The following is a 20,974-nucleotide window of genomic DNA, read 5'->3' as shown; positions in this document are numbered from 1 at the left end:
TCAACTACCCCACCTCTCGGACGACCCGTATTTAAGTCCCTACTGGACACAGACCGGCCTATGACTACGGCACGGTGGTCCTCCGGCTTTGGGTTCATTTTGGCGACGGTGGGAGCCGCCGTCGGCCTCGGGAATATCTGGCGGTTTTCGGCAGTCGTGGGCCAGAACGGCGGTGGTGCCTACCTCGTTCCCTACCTGCTCGCGGCGTTCGTCTGTGCCGTCCCGATGCTCGTCCTCGAACTCGCCATCGGCCGACGGCTCCGGATGGACGTCGTCTCCGCGTTCCGATCAGTCAATACGGAGTATACGGCGCTCGGCTGGCTCATCCTCGGCGGGGTGCTCCTCATCCTGAGCTATTACCTCGTGCTCACAGGATGGGTGCTCGGGTTCTTCCTCTCGTGGCTCGCCGGCTCACAGACGACGTTCGGGCCGTTCACCGCGAACTGGCTCCCCGTTGGGTACTTCGTCCTCGCAACGGTGATTACGGGGCTCGTTGTCTCAATGGGCGTTCGTGGCGGCATCGAACGGATGTCGAAGATTGTGATGCCGACGGTGTTCGCGCTTCTCGTCGCGCTTGCGTTGTACGCGACCACATTATCCGAGTGGGAGCAGGCCGCTGCCTTCCTGTTCACCCCGGATTTCTCGGTGCTCACGGAGCTGGGAATCTGGAGTGCGGCCTTTGGACAGGTCTTCTTCTCGATGTCCGTCGGCCAAGGGATCATGCTCACCTACGGAAGTTACGTCGACGAGGCAACGGACCTGTTCAGATCGTCGTTGCTGGTCACGATCGCCGATATCGGGGCGGCCATCATCGCTGGCCTCGTCATCTTCCCGATCGTATTCAGCTTCGGCCTCCAGCCGACTCTTGGGACGGAACTGGCGTTCACGACGCTGCCTACCGCCTTCGCGACGATGCCGTTCGGTCGAGTCATCGCGGTCGCGTTCTTCGGACTGCTCTTTTTCGCCGCGCTGTCGTCATCCGTCGCACTCCTCGAGGTCGGCGTCGCCGCCGCAGAGAACACGACGCGGCTCTCCCGTCCGCGTGCGACACTTCTGTTGACGGGAGGGGTGTTCGTGGCCGGCGTTCCCTCGGCGTTGAGTTACAGTCCCGTCGATCTGGCTGTCGCAGGACGGCCGGTTCTGGACGTAATCGACGAGTCGGTCGGGACGTTCGCATTGCCCATCTCGGCGCTGTGTATCGTGTTCGTCTTCGTCTGGGTTGCTGATCTCGAGACGATCCGCGAAAACCTCGGTCGGCTCTATCCCTTGGTTCGGTATCTGATCCCGGTCGTCCTCGTCGTCGTCACCGCCGCCCGGGCTGTCGGCATCGCTCGCCCGGCATGGCGACTGGTCGTCGATCACGCTCGAACCGGGCCGCTCGGGTTGCTGGTCGCTGTCGGTCTCCTGCTCGTCTTTGCGGGAGTGGGTTGGGAACTCCGGAAGCGAACCCGGTGATCCGTGGGATTGCGCCTGTTCAGCATATAACCTCGATCGGAGCTCAGATACGCACCTACCAAAGGACCTTGACTATTCCAGATCAAACTCAAATGTGAAGAGCTGATGACTACTGTCACAGCACTTGCGATCTTCTTGCTCCAGAGCGCCATTTTCGGTCTCTTCATCGTGGCAGTTCGACGCCGGAACGTCGCCGCAGCCATTAACGCAATGGCAGCGTTTGTTCTGGCTCTGCTTCCAGTCGTCGTCGAAATCGTACTCCCGGTGATTCTCACTCGAAGTGTGCTATTTGGATCAGTACTCCCAGTATGGCTTGCAGCCGCTGGATTCCTCCACTCGCTTGGCATGCTAGGCCTATACGAATCAATATGGTGGTGGGATCACCTCACTCATACCGTTTCCGCTGCACTCGTCGCAGCACTACTCTATGCTGGCGTTATCGTCACTCTTCCGGATATAGCCGGAATCGGTAACTCATCTGGACTAGTCGTCACTGTGACTGTCGTGTCCACCTTCGCAATCGGTGTCTTCTGGGAACTGATCGAACTGGTTGCACGTGAAGTCGGCGAGCGATTCGACATCGAGCCTGTACTGATCCATTACGGCTGGCGCGACACCGCCGTTGATCTCGGTTTCGACGTCGTGGGAGCACTCTTGGTAATCGGTACTGACCTGCGAATATTCGTCCCTCTCATGGAACAGTTCCCGGGCGTAACTGGAGCTGTATTGGTTGGAAGTGGTTGGATAGTCTTCGTTGGCTCCGTATTGATGGCTCTCTTGGTTGGACTCGGGAGTTCGATGAGATCCTAATCGGGGGGTCACCGTCCATTGAGACAAGAGGGAGATACCGTTTGTTCGCAGTGACGACAACGAAGTACCCGGGAAGTGTGACGGCAAGTACAGTACCAAGAAGTAGCCAGTCGGCGAGGCCCAGCGATACCGTTCCAAAGTACTGATTGAGCGAGGTATCCAGAACGGCCAGCTGAAGCAGCACCGAAACGCCGACCGCGAATGCGAGCCACGGATTCGAGAACGTCGGCGTTTCTCGGAGCCAGCGGATGACGTACAGCTTCTCGAATTCAAGGGCGACAAACCCCGTGAACACCATCGTCATCACGTACGGCGTGATTGCGGCCGCCCCACCGAGAGTGGAGAACATCAACCCGAGCACGACCACCGTCGATACTGTACCGGCTCCCCCAACGAGCCCGAGCATTCGGCGATCGACGATACCCTGGTCGGGATCGCGTGGCGGTCGCTCCATCACCGGATGCCAATCAGAAAAACGGTTATATTCCTGCCCGAGAGCGACGGTGAGGAACGGAGCGTTTTTAATTTCTTGCCGAAGATATTCCTACAAGAATACTATGCGAGTATTTAGACAGTCAGCACCGACCGCCGTTGTTCAGGTAGCAAATAATAGAGTCTCTAGAAGGTGAGTAACTAATGCCCAAGGTGAGCGTGGACATCCCGGAGGAGCTGTTGAACGACCTCGATCGACACGTCGGCGACGACGGGAAGTTCGTGAACCGCAGCGACGCGGTTCGGGCGTCGATCCGAAAGACGCTGGACCGGCTCGACGAGATCGACGAGCGACACGGGCGGCTCGAGGCGGACGCCGATTCGGGAGCCGCTGACGCGAACGCCGATCCGGACTCGGCCGATGCGAACGTCGATGGTTCGGACGACGGAGCGAGCGATGCGTAACTCGGGGTCGTCGTCCGGCGTGGCCGGCACGACCGTGGATCCGACCAGCACGGCGGCGATCGGACAGGTCGGCCTCCTGGCGCTGTTCGTGACCGCGCTCGTGACCGCACAGCTGACCGCCGCGAAGATCCTCGCGATCCCGCTGCCGGTCACGCTGCCGGTCGTGGGGCCGGAGATCGCGCTACCGGGCGCGGCGCTGGCGTACGCGCTCACGTTCTTCGCATCCGACTGTTACGCCGAGTTGTACGGGCGGCGGGCGGCGCAGGTGATGGTGAACGTCGCGTTCGCGATGAACTTCGTCGTGCTGGCGCTCGTCTGGTCGACGATCGCCGCCCCGGCGGACGACCCCGAGTTCGCGGCGACGTTCGCGGCGGCGCTTGCCCCCGCGACGAACATCGTGGCCGGCAGTCTGCTGGCGTATCTGGTGAGCCAGAACTGGGACGTGATCGTCTTCCACGCGCTCCGCGACCGGACCGACGGCGCCCACCTCTGGCTGCGCAACCTGGCCTCGACCGCGACGAGCCAGGCGATCGACACCGTGATCTTCGTCGGGGTGGCGTTCGTGTTCGCGCCGACGGTCCTCGGGATCGGGGTCACGCTGCCGACCGCGGTGGTCGTGTCCCTGATCCTCGGCCAGTACCTGCTGAAGCTGCTGATCGCGGTCGTCGACACGCCGTTCGTCTATCTCGTCGTCCGCGCGGTTCGCGGGTGACGGCCGGTTCGGCACCCGCGTCCGACTCGAGGAGCGAGGTCGACGACGGGCCGGTTCTGACCCAAAGCGCCAAGCCGAACCGCAGCCAACCTGCCGGTATGGCGACGCCACGCCTGGTCTACGACGACGACTGCGGGTTCTGTAAGTGGTGCGTCCGGATCGCGTTGCGCCACGGCGAGTTCGAGCCGGTCGGGTTCGGGGATCTCTCGCCCGACCAGCGAGCCCGGCTCCCGGCGGAGTTCGAGTCCTGTATGCACCTCCTGACCGACGAGGCCGTCTACTCCTGCGGCGAGGCGCTCGAGCGCGTGGTCGCCCGGTTCGGCCCGGGCTGGCGGCGCGCCATGAACGCGGCACGCCGGCTCCCGTGCTGGCGGCGGATCCGCGAGCGCGGGTACCGGTTCGTCGCCGACCGGCGCGCGATCTGGGGCCGTGTCCGGTCGTGCTCGGACGTCGAGTGAGTCGGTCGTCGAGTGAGTCGGTCGTCGAGTGAGTCGGTCGTCGAGTGAGTCGGTCGTCGAGTGAGTCGGTCGTCGAGTGAGTCGGTCGTCGAGTGAGTCGGTCGTCGAGTGAGTCGGTCGTCGAGTGAGTCGGTCGTCGAGTGAGTCGGTCGTCGAGTGGCCGGTACGTCGGGTGCGTCGGACATCGATCGTGTCAAGAAGTTGATTCTCTCGGCCGAGGCGAATCCGGCAGCCCGACTCGATCCGATCCCGTGGCCGGCACCACTAAGCCCGTGTATGCGAACCGATCGATATGGAACCGAAACCGGATCTCGACGTCGACCTCCGGTCGGACACGGTGACGCGTCCCTCCGCGGCGATGCGTGAAGCGGCCGCGACCGCCGAGGTCGGGGACGACGTCTATCGCGGGGACCCGACGGTGAACGAGCTCGAGGGCCGCGTCGCCGAGCAGCTCGGAACGGAGGCGGCCCTCTACGTTCCATCGGGGACGATGGGCAACCAGATCGCCGTCCAGGTTCACACGAACCCGGGCGACGAGGTGCTGCTCGAGGCGGAGTCACACATCTACCGGTGGGAGCTGGGCGGCGCGGCGGCACTCTCGGGCGTCCAGACCCGGGCGATCGACGCCGGGGAACGGGGCGTTCCGACGCCGGAACGGATCGAGACGGGGCTCATCGACCGCGACCTCCACCGTCCCGGAACCGGTCTGCTCGCGCTCGAGAACACGCACAACTACCGCGGCGGCAGGGCGATCCCGAAGGCACGGATCGACGACGCGGCGGCGGTCGCCCGCGACCACGACGTTCCCGTCCACGTCGACGGCGCACGGCTGTTCAACGCGGCGGTCGCGCTCGATACGCCCGCGTCCGATCTGGTGGAGACCGTCGACAGCGTGATGGTCTGTCTCTCGAAGGGGCTCGGCGCGCCGGTCGGTTCCGTGCTCGCCGGGACGGCGCCGTTCATCGAGGAGGCACGCCGCGTCCGAAAGCTGTTCGGCGGCGGGATGCGCCAGGCCGGGCTGATCGCCGCCCCCGGGCTGTGCGCGCTGGAGAACGTCGACCGGCTGGCTGACGACCACGCGAACGCGACCCGGCTGGCACGCGGGCTCGACGACCTCGAGGGACTGGCGGCGGCCGATCCGGAGACGAACATCGTGGTCGTCGACGTATCGGGGACGGGATACACCGCCGCGACCTTCCTCGAAGCGTGCACGGACGCGGGGATCGGCGGCGTCGAGTTCGACGAACACACGGTTCGATTCACGACGCACCTCGACGTCGACCGCGAGGCCATCGACGCCGCGATCGACCGGATCGCAGCGATCGTCGAAGGATCGTGACGATCAGTACGGTCGGCGGCGACCGGACGAAAGCAGTCCGCGACGGTTAGATCAGTCCGCGACGGTTAGATCAGTCCGCGGCGGCCGGACCGCCGTCGGCGGCCCCGTCGCCGGCCGAGACTTCATCCGAGGACGCGTCGGGAAGTTTTCCCGCGGTCTCGAGGGCCTCGATCAGGAGTTCCGCGACGTCGACGACCTCGATGTCGTCCTCGAAGTTGCCGGTCTTGCGGCCGTCCTCGAACATCGTGGTACACATCGGACAGGCGACGACGAACTTCTCGACGGCGGCGCCGGCGTCGGTGTCCTCGAGCGCCTCGCGGAGCCGCTCCTCGCTCGGCTTCGTCTCCTCGTCGTGTTCCATCCAGAGTCCGCCCCCGCCGCCGCCACAGCAGAACGAGTCCGACCGAGAGCGCGGCATCTCCCGCAGGTCGGCGCCGGTGGCGCGGATCAGCTCGCGGGGGGCCTCGTACTCGTCGTTGTACCGGCCGAGGTGACACGGGTCGTGGTAGGTCACCGTGTAGTCGAGCTCGTTACCCGAGAGCCCGAGGCGGCCGTCGGTGACGAGCTCCTCGACGACCTGCGTCCAGTGTTTCACGTCGATCTCGCCGTCGGCGTTCCACCGTTCGTCGTACTCGAAGGGCATCATCGGGTCGTCCGCGAACTCCTCGAAGTCGAGCTCGGGATACTCGTTTTTCATCGTGTTGTACGAGTGCGGGTCCGTACAGACGATCGTCTCGAACTCGCAGTCCTCGAACGTCTCGACGTGGTGGCCGGCCAGCTCGAGGTAGAGGAACTCCTCGCCGATCCGGCGGACGTCGTTGCCGTCGTACTTCTCGTCGTCGAAGAGGATCCCGAACTCGACGCCGGCCTGCTCGAACAGCTTCGCGAGCGCGCGGGCGACCTTCTTGTTGCGGTCGTCGTAGCTCGGGTAGTCGCCGACGTACCAGAGATACTCCACCTCGGTCTCGCGGGCGTCGTCGACCTCGAACGCGAGGTCCTCGGTCCAGTCGCCGCGGGCGTCCGGGGAGTCGCCGAAGGTGTTGCCCGTGCTCATCACGTCCTGGAAGACGTCCTGGAGGTTCGAGTCGAGCGCCCCCTCGTCGGTGAGCTGGCGGTTGAGCCGGGTGAACGAGGTGAGATGCTCGATGTCGACGGGACAGGCGTCCATACAGGCCATACAGGACATACACGACTCCATCGACTCCGCGGCGATCACGCCGCCCTCCTCGGCGACGATCGGGACCGTTTCCGCGGTCGCGCTGCCGCCGTCGGCGACCGCGCCGCCGTCGAGCTCGTCGGCCCGGGGCGGGACCGCGTCCGGCGACCGGCCGACGACGGGGTCGTCCGCGACGGATTCGCGGTACGCCTTCAGATCGAGGATCACGTCGCGGGGATCGAGGTTGCGTCCGGACGCGTTCGCGGGACAGACGGAGGAACACCGGCCGCACTTCGTGCAGGCGTCCTGGTCGAGCAGCTCCTTCCAGGTGAAGTCGTCGAGCGATTCGGCGTTCGTGTGGTCGAGGTCCGCGGGGACGTTCGGGAGACGGGCGCCGGCGTTCTCGTCGCGGGCCACCACGTTCGCGAACGAGGAGAGCATATGGAACGGCTTGGCGTAGGGGATCCACGCGACGAACGCGAGCGCGAGCAGCGCGTGTTGCCACCAGATGACCGGATAGATCGCGGCCGCCAGATCGGGCGTGAGGCCGGCCGTCTCGAGCCCGGTCGCCATCGTGAGGCCGATGAAGCTGACCGACTCGGTCGCTCGGTCGGGCTGGCCGATGATCGCGACCGCCTCCGCGAGGAAGCCGCCGATCCCGAGCAGGAACAGCGACCAGACGAAGGCGTCGTCCTCCAGGGAGGTGTGCTTGCCCCACAGCCGCGCGTTGTGCGTCCAGTAGCGCCGCCACAGGGCCATCCCGACGCCGACGACGAACAGGAGTCCGAACGCATCGACGACGAACTGGTAGGCGAGGTAGAACTCGCCGGTCCAGAAGGAGTTGCCGGTGAGCGGACCGTACAGGTCCATGTCGATGAAGAGGATGGTCGTCGCCATCAGCAGGACGAGAAAGCCCCAGAGGACGAAGGTGTGCATCACCCCGGCATAGCGGTCGCGGTCGAACTGCTTGCGGTTGGTCGCCACGATCCGCGTCGCCGCCACGATCCGTTCGGGGAGGTCCGAGAGCCGGTCCACCGAGGCCTCGCGCCCGGCGGCGTACCGGGCGAAGCGCGCGTAGACCCCGTACGCGAGCACGAGGATCGCAACGGTCGCCAGTACGTAGAAGACGGCTTTACCCGTCGGTGAGATCGTCCAGAACGTCTCGCGAGTCGCCTGCAGCGGTAGCATACTTCAACCGACCGTCGATCGGGTGTTAAATCTTGCCACTATCCGGCGGCCGTCGCACGACTGACCACCGCCAGTATCCGAAGTGACCACCGCCAGTATCCGAAGGAGTCACGCGACCGCGACGATCGCGGCGATGAACAGCCCCGTCGCGAGCAGCACCACCGGGACGTCGGCCCGCGAGAACCGAAGCGGGGGAAGCGTCGGGTTCCACGCGAAACACCGCGCCGTCAGCGCGGTCGCGAGACGGTCCGCCCGCCCGAGCGCGCGAGCGATCCCGGCGACCGCCACGATCCGCATCCGGTGATGGACCGGCCGCTCCGCGCCGCACCGCGCGTGGACCGCCGCGTGCGTGCTCGCGAGGTCGTGACGAAGCAGCGGCAGAAACCGGAAGACGAGTGCGACGCCGACGCCGAGGACCCGACCCGGCCGTCCGGGAACCAACCATTGCAGGGCCGCCCGCGACTCCCGGACCGGTGTCGACCGGACGAACGAGCCCGCGACGAGCAACACGATCCCGACCCGGTAGCTGGCAAGCCCGGTCGTCAACGCGTCCGCGGTCCGGATCCAGGGCGGCCCGACGGTGATCCCCGCGACGACGGGCGCCACGAGAAGGAACGGGGCGCTCCAGCGGTAGCCCCACGCAACTTCCCGGACGGTTCCGCCGGCGGCCCACACGCAGCCCACGGCGAGAGCGGAGAGGACCGCCAACCCCTGCGGCGTGGTGTACGCGTACGCGGCCGCCGCGAAGGCGACCTGCAGGAACAGCTTCGACCGCGGATCGAGTCGGTGAAAGCGGGAGTCGTCCGGAACGTACGCGACCGTCATTCGGGATCGACGTGGAGCGACGAGCCGATGTCGACGTCCCCGTTCTCGACGGCCGCGATATCGCCGTCTGCGAGGACCACGATCCGGTCCGCGAGATCGCGGACCGATCGCGGGTCGTGGGTGACGATGACCACGCTCGTCCCCTCCTCGTGGAGGGCCGCGAGGCGGGATCGGACCGACCGACGGGCGGCGGCGTCGAGGCCGGTGAACGGCTCGTCGAGCACGAGATGGGACGGATGCATCGCGAGCGCACCCGCGATCGCGAGCCGTTGACGCTGCCCGCCCGACAGCTCATCCACGCGGCCGTCCCGCCGGTCCGAGAGCCCGACCGCTTCGAGGGCGTCGTCGACCCGATCCTCGATGGTCTCGCGGTCGAGACCGAGGTTCTCCGGACCGAAGGCGACGTCCGCGGCGACCGTCGCGGCGACGATCTGGTCACGCGGGTGTTGAAACACCATCCCGATCGCGCGTCTGGCGGCCAGCGGATCCGCCTCGACGGGAGTCCCGTTCACGCGAACGGTACCCGAATCCGGCGTGACCAGTCCGTTGAACGTCCGAACGAGCGTCGTCTTGCCGGCGCCGTTCGCGCCGGCGAGGATGGTACACTCGCCGTCCGGAATCGTCAGCGAGACGTCATCGAGGGCGCGAACGCCGCCGCGGTCGAGCGTCACCGCGTCGACCGCTATCATGCCGCGGCCAGGGAGTCCGAACGCACGACCCCCACCGCGGCCGCGATCTTGGCGGCCTCGGCCGGGAGGAAGACGAGCGCGCCCTGCACGACCGCCTCGACGGGGTCGAGCCCGAGCACGAGCGCGAGCCCGGTCACGCCGACCGCGTAGATGACGACCGTCCCGGCGATCAGCCCGCCGACCAGCGTCGGAACGCCGACCGTCTCGAGGTCCCGAAGCGTGGTTCCGCGGTGGACGGCGAGGCCGACGACGCCGGCCGCGACCGGATACGACCAGAGGTAGCCGGCGGTCGCGCCGACGAGATGGCCCAGCCCGCCCGCGCCGCCGGAGAAGACCGGCGCGCCGAGGGCACCGGCAGCCAGGTAGATTCCAAGCGCCGCCGGACCCCAGACCGGGCCGAGCAGCACCCCGGCGAGAAAGACGCCGAGGACCTGCAGCGTGACCGGCGCGGGGGAGAGCGGGACGGGGAACGAGACGTACGCGAACGCACCGACGAGCGCCGCAAACAGCGCCGCGCGGGCGAGGTTTCGTGTCGATTCGTGACCGACGAGGTCGACCGACTCCGTGGCGGTTGACATACGCGACCGTTTTCGTAAACCCACTTTAGAATTCTGGTTTACGAAACGATCGGGGAATGGGTGTTCGACGATCGACGATCCCCGCGGGCGCACCAATACGTGCGGGATGAGTGGCGTATGCGGGGCGAGGACCAGCACGCGATGGTCGGGTGTTGCCGTCACGCGATCACGGAGACCATACCGTCACGCGATCACGGAGACCACGCCGCCGCCGACGATCGCGAGGGTTCCGAGGGCGACGCAGACGGCCCAGAAGGGAACGCGCTCGACGACCCGCATCAACGCGTCGATCGTCAGGTAGCCGACCACGGCGCTGACCGAGAGCGCGACGGCCGCCGCCACGGGACTGATTCCGGGGAGACCCCCGGCGCCGGCGACCGTCAGCGCGGCTGCGGCGAGGCTCGCGGGAATCGACAACAGAAACGAGAGCCGGAACGCGGCCGGGGGCTCGTAGCTACGGAACAACAGCGCGCTCGTGGTGACGCCCGACCGGGAGACGCCGGGGAGGATCGCGACGCCCTGGACGCCGCCGACGAGCAGGGAATCGAGGAGCGTCGGGGTCTCCCGTCCGCCCATCGCGACCGACTCGGAGGCCAGCTGGAGCGCGCCGGTGAGCAACAGTAAGACGCCGATGGCGGCGATGAAGACGCCGCCCGTGAGCTGGCCCGCCAGATCGACGGCGAAGATATATAAGGGGATGCCGACGAGTCCGGTCATCAGACAGGCGACGATCACGTACGAAACGATCGCGTTGTCCGCGTCGTACGCCGATCGAGGCCGCCACCCCGGTGCCGCGGCGAACGCGGTCGCGATGTCCGACCGGTAGTAGGTCGCCGCCGAAAGGGTCGTTCCGACCTGCAGGAACAGCGCGAGTTGGAGGGCGACCTGTGGGTCCGTCCCGACGGCGGTGAGCACCAACGCGAGGTTGCCCTGGCTCGAGACCGGGAGCCATTCGACGACCCCCTGGACTATCCCGGCCAGGACCGCCACGGCGAGTTCCGTGAGAGTCACTATCGGGAGAGGGGACGCGGCGACACTTAAGCGGCGTCGATCCCGGCGGCGAGCCGGAACGGTTCGATCACCGGCGCTCGTCCGAGGCGTGATCGACGTGGTCAGTGGCAGCGGCGTGGTCAGTGGCAGCGGCGTGGTCAGTGGCAGCGGCGTGGTTAGCGGCGGGTTCGTTCGCGGCGGTCTGGTCCCCGACATCGTCGGTACCGGCCGGCGGGTCGGGCGGTTCGAGCGCGGCGACGAGCAGCTCGACCGGTTTCGTCTCCCGGAGCGCCGCCCACGACCGGTCGTCCCGGAGCGCGAGCGCGCCGCCCGCGACGAGCGCGAGCGCGAGGACGGTCGAGGCGCCGACGACCGGTCCGCCGCCGATCGTCGACGCGCCCAGGGTCGCAATGCCGGCACCGATGGCGACGATCCCGGCGACTTGGAGGGGTGCAGCGCGGAGTTCGGCGTGAACCGCGTTCGCGAGCGCGACGACCCGCGAATCGGTCACGCCGCCCGCGAGGCGGTCGAACAGGTAGTCGATCAGGCGAATGACCGGTCCCACGGTCCACGTCTCCCGGAGGTCGATCACGATCACCTCCGGCTCGGGCTCGGCGGTGAGCCACCGGAACAACCACGATCGCCGGGTCGCCCGGACCAGAAACCGACCGCCGTCCGCGAGCGTCGAGTCGGTCGCGGCGTCGCCCGCACGGTCGAGTCCCCGACGGGCGACGCCGAGGATCGCGGATTCGTCGGCGGCGGCCGAGAAGCGGGCCGCCGTGCTCGCAAGCGCGCGACCGATGCGTGACTCGCCCGGGTCGATCGACCGGGACGCGGCGGCGTCGGTGTCGGATGACATACGCTGGGTCGACCTCTTGGGTGTGATCACGGATACGTCCATAAAGAGATACGCGATCCCGGTCGGGAAGCGAAACGTCCCGGCTCGGATGCGAAACGCCCCGGCTCGGATGCGAAACGACCTCGGATCGGATGCGAAACGACCTCGGATCGGATGCGAAACGACCTCGGATCGGATGCGAAACCTTCCCGATTCGGAAGCGGAACCGGCTTGACTCCGGTTTCCATATGCCGCGATATGACCGATCGATCCGACGGAACGATGTCAAACGAGGACGCCGCGGCACGCGGCGACGACACGGCTTCGAACGACGATGACGACACGATCTACTTCGAGGACGTCGAGCCCGGAACCGTCACACGATGCGGGTCGACGACGATTTTGCGTGAGGAGATCCTCGAGTTCGCCCAGGAGTACGACCCGCTCGACATTCACACCGATCCCGAGGCCGCCGCCGAGAGCCCCTACGGCGACGTCATCGCCAGCGGCTACCACACGCTGTCGCTGTCGGTCCGCCTGCTCGTCGACGCGGCACGTGGCGACCGGGCGGTCATCGCCGGGCTCGGGATCGACGACGTGCGCTGGCACGCACCGGTTCGACCGGGCGACACGCTCTCGGTCGCGTTCGAGATCCTGGACACGCGCCCCTCCGAGAGCAACCCCGCTGCCGGGATCATCCACGAGGCGATCACGGTGACCAATCAGGACGGCGAGACGGTACTCACGCTGGAGAACAACGAACTCGTCGAGCGGCGGGAGCCGGCCGACGGAGCAGAGTGAGGAAGCTCGGTCAGCTCGCGAGTCGCCGTCCTACCGGACGGCGCCGGTTCCGTCCCCCTCCCCGTCGGTCGGCAGCGGTTCGGTACACCAGTGGCAGAAGTCGAGCTCCGCGTCGGTCTCCTTGCCGCAGTGCGGACAGGTCACCGCCGGAGTCTCCGTCGGCGTCGCCGGGACCGCGTTTCGCGTCGGGGGGCGTTCGGTTCCGGTCGTGGTCGGTCCGTTGCCGGACGAACGGTCGGACGTCCCGGATGGAGGATCGGCGGGACCGTTCATCGACCGGTCGTCCGTTCCGTCGCCGACGACGGCGGCTCGGGCCTGAGTCCGAGCACGATCGCGGTCCCGTCGTCCCAACACGTAGGCGTCGATGGCGGACAGGAGGACGAGGGCAGTGATGGGAATCAACACGACGGCAGGGACGCCCTCGGGGTTCGTGAGCGGGTTCACGGGCTCCACGTCGTTGACGGAGTGGAGGACGACGGACGCACCCACGACGGTGAACAGCCAGACGAGTCCGCGGCCCCACCGCCGCAGATACGCGTGGCCGAGCCCGACGATCGCGAGCGCCAGCGCGGCGGCGATCCACGGCCGCAACCGGTGCAACATACTCGGACGTTATGGGCGCGGCGTACTGAAACTTCTGGGTGGCGGAGTCAGCGTCCCTCCGGGTGGCGGAGTCGGAATCAACGTCTTTTAAGCCTTCTCCCCGGAACGGGGAGGTATGCACGGACTCGAAGACCGCACGTACACGTCCGACGCCGAGCCGGGCGATCACGTCACGGTCGCCGGCTGGGTACACGAGGTCCGGGACCTCGGTGGCATCGCGTTTCTCATTCTCCGGGACACCGAGGGCCGGATCCAAGTCAAGTTCGAGAAGGACGAGATGGACGACGAGCTCGTCGAGACGGGCCTCGGGGTCGCACGCGAGTCGGTGATCGCGGTGACCGGCGCCGTCGACGAGGAGCCACGCGCGCCGACGGGCGTCGAGATCACCCCGGACTCCGTCGACGTGCTCGCGGAGTCGGACACCGAGCTGCCGCTCGACCCCTCCGGAAAGGTCGACGCGGAGCTGTCGACCCGGCTCGACAACCGGACGCTCGACCTGCGGAAGGACGAGGTCAAGGCCGTCTTCGAGATCCGCGGCGAGATCTTCCGCGCGGCGCGGGAGGCCTTCCGCGAGGCGAACGCCACGGAGATCACGACCCCGAAGATCGTTGCGACCGGCACCGAGGGCGGCACCGAGCTCTTCCCGATCACCTACTTCGGCGAGGAGGCGTTCATGAACCAGTCGCCGCAGCTGTTCAAGCAGCTGACGGCGGGCTCGAGTCTCGAGCGCGTCTTCGAGATCGGGCCGATATTCCGCGCCGAGGAGCACAACACGCCGCGACACCTCAACGAGGCCACCTCGATCGACTTCGAGGGCGCCTTCTGTGACCACGAGGACGCGATGGACGTCTGCGAGTCGGTCATCCGGTCGGCCTACGAGGCGGTCGCCGAGAACTGCGGCCCGCAGCTCGAGGCCCTCGGTCTCGAGGACTCCTTTGCGCCGCCGGCGGAGGCGTTCCCGCGGCTCACCTACGAGGAGGCCATCGAACGGATCAACGCCACCGGCGAACTCGACGACCAGCTCGTGTGGGGTGACGACCTCCCGACCGAGGGTGAACACGCGCTCGGTGAGGACGTCGGCGAACACTACTTCATCACCGACTGGCCCTCCGAGATCAAGCCGTTCTACATCAAGGATTACGACGGCGACGAGACGCTCTCGACCGGCTTCGACCTGATGCATCCGCGGATGGAACTCGTCTCCGGCGGCCAGCGTGAACACCGTTACGAGGAGCTCATCGCCGGCTTCGAACAGCAGGGGCTCGATCCCGAGGAGTTCGAGTACTACACCAAGATGTTCAAGTACGGGATGCCCCCACACGCCGGCTGGGCCATCGGCGCCGAGCGTCTCGTGATGACGATGCTGGGCCTCGAGAACATCCGCGAGGCGGTGCTGTTCCCGCGTGACCGCCAGCGGCTCAGCCCCTAGCCCGTTCGAATGACCGACGCTGATCCGTTCGAATGACCGGCGATCCGTCGAGCGCGTTCGTCCCCGGACACGTCACGGCGTTCTTCAGCCCCCATCCGGACCGGAACGTCCACGCGGCGGGTTCCCGCGGCGCGGGACTCACGGTCTCGGACGGCGTGACGGTCACCGTCGATCCGGTCACGGAGCCGGACGCGACCGCGAGACAGACGGTGAACGGCGAGTCGACCACGATCGATCCGGTAACGCTCGTCCTCTCGACGCTGGACGTCGACGCACGCGTCGCGATCGAGACCGATCTCCCGATCGGCGCCGGGTTCGGCGTCTCGGGAGCGGCGGCGCTCGGAACCGCCCTCGCAGCAACCGACGCGCTCGGGATCGGACGGTCGGAGAACGATCTGATCCGGATCGCCCACGCCGCCGAGGTCGAGGCCGGAACCGGGCTCGGCGACGTCGTCGCACAGGCCCGCGGCGGGGCCCCGATCCGTCTCGAGCCGGGTGCACCGGGCTACGGCACGCTCGACGGGATTCCGGCGACCACACGCGTCGAGTACGTCACCTTCGGCGAGCTGCCGACCGAGTCGGTCCTCGAGGACGACACCGCGGACCTCTCGACCGCCGGCGAGCGCGCGCTGACGACCCTGGAGGGAGAGCCCACGCTGTCGACGTTGATGGAGGCCTCGAGAACGTTCGCGCGCGAGGCCGGGCTGCTCGTGCCGGCGGTCGCGGAGGCGATCGACCTGGTCGACGACGTCGGCGGCGAGGCGTCGATGGCGATGCTCGGTCGGACCGTCTTCGCGCTCGGAACCGGCCTGTCCGACGCCGGCTACGATCCGACGGTCTGTCGCGTTCACCCGGGTGGATCGCGGGTGTGCGGGAGTGACGAAACCACGGAGTGAAGCGATCGGCGCCCTCACCGGGCGAACCACGCGCCGACGTCCGAGGACTCGACCGGCCCCTCGTGGACGACGAACTCGACCGCGTTGATCACATAGTGAGCCACGGCCACGACGACGAGGGAGCCGGTGACGACGAAGAGACCGCCGAGAACCGTTCCGAGAACCGCGGTCACGGTCACGCCCAGGGGGCCCTGTGCGCCGTGTCCGAGGCCGAACGCGAGCGCGGATCCGGCGACGAGCAGCCACGGGGTGATGCCCAGCCCAGCCGCGAAGGCGCCGATCAGGACGCCGCGAAACAGGAGTTCCTCGAAGACGGCGATCGTGGGCAGAACGACCACGAGCAGCACCGCCCACTCGACCGCGTCCGTCGGCGCCAGCGACTCACGGAGTCGTTCGGGGCCCGGCAGTCCGACCCGACGCCCGATCCCCGCGCCGAGCTCGTTCAGAACGGCCACGGCGGCCCCCGCGAGGACGCCGTCTCCGACCGAGCGGACGACGAGCAACTCCGGCGGAAGGCCGAGCGTCGACATCGGCACGTCGTACCACCACACGAGCGCCACGACCGCGACCAGGAACAGGCCCTGTGAGACGACGACGTTCGCGAGGAGCAGTCGCGTGGTGATCGTCGGAGCGCGGTCGCCCGCGGACGAGCCGTGAGCCGAGCCCGTGTCGTGGGGGGAAGCGGACGCCGACGTCGCGTCGGTCTCCGAGGTCGCGTCGGCCGCCGACGCCGTGGCTGCCTCCGAAATCTCGCCGGCGTTCGAACCGTCCTCCGTCCGCGAGTCCACGTCGTCGACGACCCGGAGATCCTTCAGGACGGCCTGCGACCGGCGGGTCAACGCCAGCAGAACGAGGGTGAGACCGACGCTTGCGATCGTGAATCCGGTCCAGTTCGGCATTCGAAAAACCAGCGCCCCTCGGGGACGAGCCCTACTGCGGGCTCGGGTTGGAGGGGTTCGCGACGCCCTGTTCCTTCAGCGCCGAGCCGGTGATCGACTTGAGCCGGGAGACGAGCGAGTCCTTCTCCCCCTCGCCCTCCAGCGCGATGTCGAGCACCTCGCTGATGTGGCTGACGGGGATGACCTCGATCATCTCCTCGTACTCGTCCTCGATCATCACGTCCTGCTCGTTGGCGGCCGGGATGATGACGCGGTCACAGCCGGCCTTCGCCGCGGCCTCGATCTTGTGGGTGACCCCGCCGACAGGGAGGACGTCTCCCCGGACCGACAGCGACCCCGTCATCGCCAGGTTCTGATCGACGCCGACGTTCTCCAACGCGGAGATGACGGCGGTCGCGACCGTGATGGACGCGGAGTCACCGTCGACTCCCTGCTGGCCGGTCTGGACGAACTGGATGTGGATGTCCTTCTCCGAGATGTTCTCGTCGGAGAACTTCTTGATGATCGCCGAGACGTTCGAGACCGCCTCCTGCGCCATCTCCTTGAGCTGGCCGGTGGCGATCACCTCGCCGGGGCCCTGGGAGGGCGTGACTTCGGCCATCACGGGCAGCATGATCCCGGAGTCCTCGCCCATCACGGCGAGACCGTTGACGCGACCGACGACGTGCCCCTCCGAGACCTGCAGCTCGTAGTCCTTCCGCCGTTCGATGAAGTCGTCGGCGAGCTGCTGCTCGATCGAGCGTGAACGTCCCTTCGCCTGGAGCACGTGATCGCGGGTGGTGTATTCCGCACCCTCGCCGCGGGCGATGTCGCCGGCAACGCGGACGAGCCCGCCGAGGTTCCGGAACAGCAGCGTCAGGTGGCCCTTCCGGCCGGCGCGGCGCTTCGCTTCGAGGATGATCTCCTCGATCGCCTCCGCGGTGAATTCGGGGAGCCGACCGTCGTTGGAGACCTCCTGGGCCACGAAGCGGGCGTACTTCCGCCGCATCTCCGGGGTGTCCTCGATCGTGTCCTCCATGTACACCTCGTAGCCGTAGCCCTTGATCCGGGAGCGCAGCGCCGGGTGCATGTTCTCCATCGCGTCCAGGTTCCCGGCGGCGATCATCACGAAGTCCGTGGGGACGGGCTCGGTCTGGACCATCGCGCCCGAGGAGCGCTCGGACTGGCCGGTGATCGAGAACTCGCCCTCCTGGATCGCCGTCATCAGGTGCTGCTGGCTGCGGATGTCGAGGGTGTTGATCTCGTCGATGAACAGCACGCCCTTGTTCGCCGTGTGGATGGCTCCGGCCTCCACGCGGTCGTGGGAGGGGGTCTCCATCCCGCCGGACTGGAAGGGGTCGTGGCGGACGTCGCCCAGCAGCGCGCCGGCGTGGGCACCGGTCGCGTCCTCGAACGGGGCGGTCTTCGTGTCCGCGTTGTTCACGAGCAGGTTCGGGATCATCGCGTCGGACCCGCGGTTCATGTACCGGAACGCGAGCCAGATGACGCCGGCCGCGATGATGCCGAGGAGGATCTGGCCGGCGATGATGAGCGCGTAGCCCAACACGACGGCGATGATGATCCACATCAGGAAGCTGCGCATCTGGTTGCGCTTGCGCGCCTCCTCCTTGTGGGCGTCGACGATCTGTTCGCCCTTGCCGGCGGGAACGGTCCGGACCTTCGGGTTGTTCCCGTCGTCGGGGTTGTGGTAGACGAGGACGTCCTGTAGCTCCTCCTTCGGGAGCATCTCGGCCATCGCCTTCGCGAGCATCGACTTGCCGGTTCCCGGCGAGCCGATCATCATCACGTGGCGGCGCTGCTTGGCCGCCTTGATGATGACGTCGCGGGCGTGTTCCTGCCCGATGACCTGGTCGACGAGCCGGTCGGGGATCTCGATGTCCTCGGTCGAGTCGACCTTGAGGCCGCCGAGGAGATCGTCCTCGTCGGGCTCCTCCTCGACCTCGGCGCCGTGGACCTCCACGTCGCTGCCGAGCTCCTCGATCGACGGTCGATCGTCCTCGGGCTCCCCGCGGTCCCGGGTCGCGTCGGGTGTTTCACCCTCCGTGGGGGCGTCCTCCGATATCTCGGTCGTGAGCGCGCCGTTCGAGTCCGGGCCGGGATAGATCATCCCGTCGGGGTCCTCCTCGGAACCGGTCCCGTCCGGGTCGTCGTCGATCCGGTCGGCGGCGGGCCGATCGCCGGTAGCCGACCCGTCGTCGGCGGGGCGATCGTCGGCCGCAGTCGGATCGCCGTTTCGGCCCTGATCGGTCGATTCCTCGGATGTGTCCCCGTCCGCGTCCGGACGTCCGTGGTCGTCACCGTCGCTCTCGCGGTCGGCCGGTGCCGCCGGATCGCCCGCCCCGGAGGGGGGTGCCCCGTGCTCGGTGGGGCGCTCGTTCTCGTCCTTCTCGTTGCTCATAGAATCGTTCGTCGCTGTTTGGATCGAGGTGACGGCGATTGATATACTTTCTCCCCTCACCGTTGTCGTCGAAGCGGTCGAGAACGGCCACGAGAGGCGCTATCGAACGCCATTACGGCAGCGGACTGAACTCGCCGTCTTTAATACCCATCCCGCCGGTAGGTCCGGATATGCGGGGGTTCTACATCGGCCGCTTCCAGCCGTTTCACGACGGCCACCTCCATATGGTCGAGGAGATCGCCGAGGAGGTCGACGAGCTCGTCCTCGGCATCGGGTCCGCGGGCGACTCACACTCCACGCGGAACCCCTTCACCGCGGGCGAACGCGTGATGATGGTGACGAAGGCGGTCGAGGACCTCGACCTCACGACCTACGTCGTTCCGATCGAGGACCTCGAACGCAACTCCGTCTGGGTCAGCCACGTCCAGAGCATGTCGCCGGCGTTCCAGGTCGCCTACTCGAACAACCCGCTCGTCATCCGGCTCTTCGAGGAGGCCGGCGTCGAGGTCCGGCAGTCGCCGATGTTCCGGCGCGACGTTCTCGAGGGAACCGAACTGCGCGAGCGGATGATCCACGACCGCGACTGGCAGACCCTCGTGCCCGACGCCGTCGTCGAGGTCATCGAGGAGACCGACGGCGTCGACCGGATCCGGCGGATCGCCGAAACGGACTCGAACGGCAGTTCGCTTTAACGGTGCCGCATTCGGTCCCCCTCGCGTTCGGCGCTCACCGTCCCGGTCGTCTCGTTCGAGGGCGACCGGCCAGTCGGTGCGTCACGCACAGTTATCATCGTTCACGGCGTAGTCCCGCCGTATGACCGACGTCACGATCACGACGACGGACGGCCTGGAGAACCGCGAGATAACGACGTACCACGGCGTGGTGTCCGGCGAGGCGGTCATCGGCGCGAACGTCGTCAGCGACATCGCCGCCGGCATTCGGGACGTCGTCGGCGGACGCAGCGGGTCCTACGAGAAGAAGATCGAGACCGGACGGATCGAGGCGATCGCGGACCTCGAGGACGAGGCCGCCGACCGCGGCGCCGACGCGGTCGTGGGCGCGTCCTTCGACTACGAGGAGATGGGCGAGGGAATGCTGTGGGTCAATCTCTCCGGGACGGCGGTCAGCACCCGCCCGCGCTAGCGTGGCAGGTCACTTCCCGTTCGCCTCTTCGTTCGACGCCGATCCGTCCCGATCCAGCCGCCGTTCCCACTCCGCGGCGGGATGTGACTCGCGGGTGACCCCGCCCGATCCCTGCGCGAGCAGCCTGGTCGCCGCCTCGTCCATCACGTCCGGTTCGAGGACGTCGTCCCGTTCCCCTTCGGGAAGGTGATCCCAGAAACGCGTCCCGACCCGGCCGCCGGGGTCGAGACAGTTGACGTTCACGCCCGCGTCCGCGATCTCGTCGGACAGCGTGCGGCTGAACCCCTCGAGTCCCCACTTCGAGGCGACGTAGGGGCCCCAGCCGGGCGCCGCGCGTCGTCCCAGCCCGGAGGAGACGTTGATCACGTTTCCGCCGCCGGCGTCGAGCAGCTCCGGAACGGCGTGTCGAACACAGAGGAACGAGCCCGTCAGGTTGACCTCGAGGATCCGACGCCAGTCCGCGGACTCGGTCTCCAGGACGGTGCGTCGCTCGTCGTGCAGGCTCAGCGTTCCGATCCCCGCGTTGTTCACGAGCCCGGTTACCTCGCCGAACGCATCCACGGTCGCCTCCACGAGCGCGGCGACCGCCGCCTCGTCGGTCACGTCGGTGGGGACGACGATCGTGTCGCCCGGCGCGTCGGCGACCGATTCGGCGACGGTGCGGAGGTCCGACTCGCCACGCGCGGTGAGCGCGACGTTCGCGCCCTCACGAACGAACTGCGTGGCCATCGAGGCGCCCAGCCCACGACTGGCGCCCGTGAGGATCACGGCCTCATCGTGGAGTCGTCCGTCGCCGTCGCGTTGGGCGTCGCCGTCGTCCCGTCGGTCCCCGCCGTCCTGCCGGTCGTCGTCGGATGTTCCTCGCGTCAT

At 67.5% G+C, this 20,974-nt stretch carries 20 protein-coding genes and 2 pseudogenes; 11 read left to right on the top strand and 11 right to left on the bottom strand.

Going from position 1 to position 20,974, the window contains the following annotated elements:
- Nucleotides 1–60: 60 nt before the first annotated feature.
- Nucleotides 61–1,455, top strand: coding sequence for a sodium-dependent transporter (locus tag CPZ00_RS09780; RefSeq protein ID WP_096390714.1), 1,395 nt, complete (start codon nt 61–63; stop codon nt 1,453–1,455).
- Between the two features lie 105 nt (nt 1,456–1,560).
- Entirely contained in the window at nt 1,561–2,265 is a 705-nt protein-coding gene (locus CPZ00_RS09775) for a hypothetical protein (RefSeq protein WP_096390713.1), read from the top strand.
- 37 nt (nt 2,266–2,302) lie between these two features.
- Here the strand turns inward: CPZ00_RS09775 and CPZ00_RS09770 are convergent.
- Nucleotides 2,303–2,722, bottom strand: a pseudogene (locus tag CPZ00_RS09770) (cation transporting ATPase C-terminal domain-containing protein); the annotation flags it as partial.
- Nucleotides 2,723–2,901: 179 nt separating this feature from the next.
- Between CPZ00_RS09770 and CPZ00_RS09765 the strand changes: the two are divergent.
- From CPZ00_RS09765 to CPZ00_RS09750, 4 genes and pseudogenes are all read left to right on the top strand, one after another.
- Nucleotides 2,902–3,072: pseudogene (locus CPZ00_RS09765) on the top strand (ribbon-helix-helix domain-containing protein); the annotation flags it as partial.
- An 82-nt stretch (nt 3,073–3,154) separates the two neighbouring features.
- Nucleotides 3,155–3,874 (top strand): queuosine precursor transporter, encoded by a 720-nt coding sequence (locus tag CPZ00_RS09760; RefSeq protein ID WP_096391667.1) that lies wholly within the window; start codon nt 3,155–3,157, stop codon nt 3,872–3,874.
- Nucleotides 3,875–3,972: 98 nt separating this feature from the next.
- Nucleotides 3,973–4,332, top strand: coding sequence for a thiol-disulfide oxidoreductase DCC family protein (locus CPZ00_RS09755; RefSeq protein ID WP_096390712.1), 360 nt, complete (start codon nt 3,973–3,975; stop codon nt 4,330–4,332).
- Nucleotides 4,333–4,624: 292 nt separating this feature from the next.
- Complete coding sequence (locus tag CPZ00_RS09750; protein ID WP_096390711.1) at nt 4,625–5,671, top strand: threonine aldolase family protein; 1,047 nt, start codon at nt 4,625–4,627, stop codon at nt 5,669–5,671.
- A 70-nt stretch (nt 5,672–5,741) separates the two neighbouring features.
- Here CPZ00_RS09750 and CPZ00_RS09745 read toward each other — a convergent pair whose 3' ends face one another.
- The 6 genes from CPZ00_RS09745 to CPZ00_RS15735 form a co-directional block, all read right to left on the bottom strand.
- Nucleotides 5,742–8,015 (bottom strand): (Fe-S)-binding protein, encoded by a 2,274-nt coding sequence (locus tag CPZ00_RS09745; protein WP_096390710.1) that lies wholly within the window; start codon nt 8,013–8,015, stop codon nt 5,742–5,744.
- 108 nt (nt 8,016–8,123) lie between these two features.
- Nucleotides 8,124–8,840 (bottom strand): energy-coupling factor transporter transmembrane component T family protein, encoded by a 717-nt coding sequence (locus tag CPZ00_RS09740; RefSeq protein WP_096390709.1) that lies wholly within the window; start codon nt 8,838–8,840, stop codon nt 8,124–8,126.
- The gene (locus tag CPZ00_RS09735; RefSeq protein ID WP_096390708.1) at nt 8,837–9,529 is read right to left on the bottom strand and encodes an energy-coupling factor ABC transporter ATP-binding protein; all 693 of its coding nucleotides are present in this window, start codon (nt 9,527–9,529) and stop codon (nt 8,837–8,839) included. The genes CPZ00_RS09740 and CPZ00_RS09735 overlap by 4 nt, the downstream gene beginning before the upstream one ends.
- Entirely contained in the window at nt 9,526–10,107 is a 582-nt protein-coding gene (locus CPZ00_RS09730; protein ID WP_096390707.1) for a biotin transporter BioY, read from the bottom strand. The genes CPZ00_RS09735 and CPZ00_RS09730 overlap by 4 nt, the downstream gene beginning before the upstream one ends.
- 183 nt (nt 10,108–10,290) lie before the next feature.
- Nucleotides 10,291–11,118 carry an undecaprenyl-diphosphate phosphatase gene (locus CPZ00_RS09725; RefSeq protein WP_199243345.1) on the bottom strand — a complete coding sequence of 276 codons (828 nt, stop codon included), beginning with the start codon at nt 11,116–11,118 and terminating at the stop codon, nt 10,291–10,293.
- Between the two features lie 67 nt (nt 11,119–11,185).
- The gene (locus tag CPZ00_RS15735; RefSeq protein WP_199243344.1) at nt 11,186–11,956 is read right to left on the bottom strand and encodes a hypothetical protein; all 771 of its coding nucleotides are present in this window, start codon (nt 11,954–11,956) and stop codon (nt 11,186–11,188) included.
- A 237-nt stretch (nt 11,957–12,193) separates the two neighbouring features.
- Between CPZ00_RS15735 and CPZ00_RS09710 the strand changes: the two genes are divergently transcribed.
- A complete protein-coding gene (locus CPZ00_RS09710) occupies nt 12,194–12,736 on the top strand; it encodes a MaoC family dehydratase (protein ID WP_233255067.1) in 543 nt (180 codons plus the stop codon).
- Between the two features lie 30 nt (nt 12,737–12,766).
- Here CPZ00_RS09710 and CPZ00_RS09705 read toward each other — a convergent pair whose 3' ends face one another.
- Entirely contained in the window at nt 12,767–13,339 is a 573-nt protein-coding gene (locus CPZ00_RS09705; RefSeq protein ID WP_096390703.1) for a DUF7575 domain-containing protein, read from the bottom strand.
- Between the two features lie 115 nt (nt 13,340–13,454).
- Here CPZ00_RS09705 and aspS point away from each other — a divergent pair, with 115 nt between their 5' ends.
- Both aspS and CPZ00_RS09695 read left to right on the top strand, forming a co-directional pair.
- Complete coding sequence (gene aspS, locus CPZ00_RS09700; protein ID WP_096390702.1) at nt 13,455–14,768, top strand: aspartate--tRNA(Asn) ligase; 1,314 nt, start codon at nt 13,455–13,457, stop codon at nt 14,766–14,768.
- A gap of 32 nt (nt 14,769–14,800) precedes the next feature.
- Nucleotides 14,801–15,664 (top strand): pantoate kinase, encoded by an 864-nt coding sequence (locus tag CPZ00_RS09695; protein WP_096390701.1) that lies wholly within the window; start codon nt 14,801–14,803, stop codon nt 15,662–15,664.
- 14 nt (nt 15,665–15,678) lie between these two features.
- Here the strand turns inward: CPZ00_RS09695 and CPZ00_RS09690 are convergent, their stop codons facing one another.
- Nucleotides 15,679–16,563, bottom strand: a complete 885-nt coding sequence (locus CPZ00_RS09690; protein WP_096390700.1) for a CPBP family intramembrane glutamic endopeptidase — start codon at nt 16,561–16,563, stop codon at nt 15,679–15,681.
- Nucleotides 16,564–16,594: 31 nt separating this feature from the next.
- On the bottom strand, nt 16,595–18,961 hold the full coding sequence (gene lonB / locus CPZ00_RS09685; protein WP_096390699.1) for an ATP-dependent protease LonB: 2,367 nt from the start codon (nt 18,959–18,961) through the stop codon (nt 16,595–16,597).
- Between the two features lie 170 nt (nt 18,962–19,131).
- Here lonB and CPZ00_RS09680 point away from each other — a divergent pair, with 170 nt between their 5' ends.
- Nucleotides 19,132–19,653, top strand: a complete 522-nt coding sequence (locus CPZ00_RS09680; protein WP_096390698.1) for a nicotinamide-nucleotide adenylyltransferase — start codon at nt 19,132–19,134, stop codon at nt 19,651–19,653.
- Nucleotides 19,654–19,774: 121 nt separating this feature from the next.
- A complete protein-coding gene (locus tag CPZ00_RS09675; RefSeq protein WP_096390697.1) occupies nt 19,775–20,104 on the top strand; it encodes a YbjQ family protein in 330 nt (109 codons plus the stop codon).
- A gap of 9 nt (nt 20,105–20,113) precedes the next feature.
- Here CPZ00_RS09675 and CPZ00_RS09670 read toward each other — a convergent pair whose 3' ends face one another.
- Nucleotides 20,114–20,974 (bottom strand): SDR family NAD(P)-dependent oxidoreductase, encoded by an 861-nt coding sequence (locus tag CPZ00_RS09670; RefSeq protein WP_096390696.1) that lies wholly within the window; start codon nt 20,972–20,974, stop codon nt 20,114–20,116.

Origin of the sequence: Halopenitus persicus, assembly GCF_002355635.1 — an archaeon.
Taxonomy (GTDB): Archaea; Halobacteriota; Halobacteria; order Halobacteriales; family Haloferacaceae; genus Halopenitus; species Halopenitus persicus_A.
Note: the sequence above shows the minus strand (reverse complement) of the source record. Positions and strands in the feature narration are given on the sequence as shown.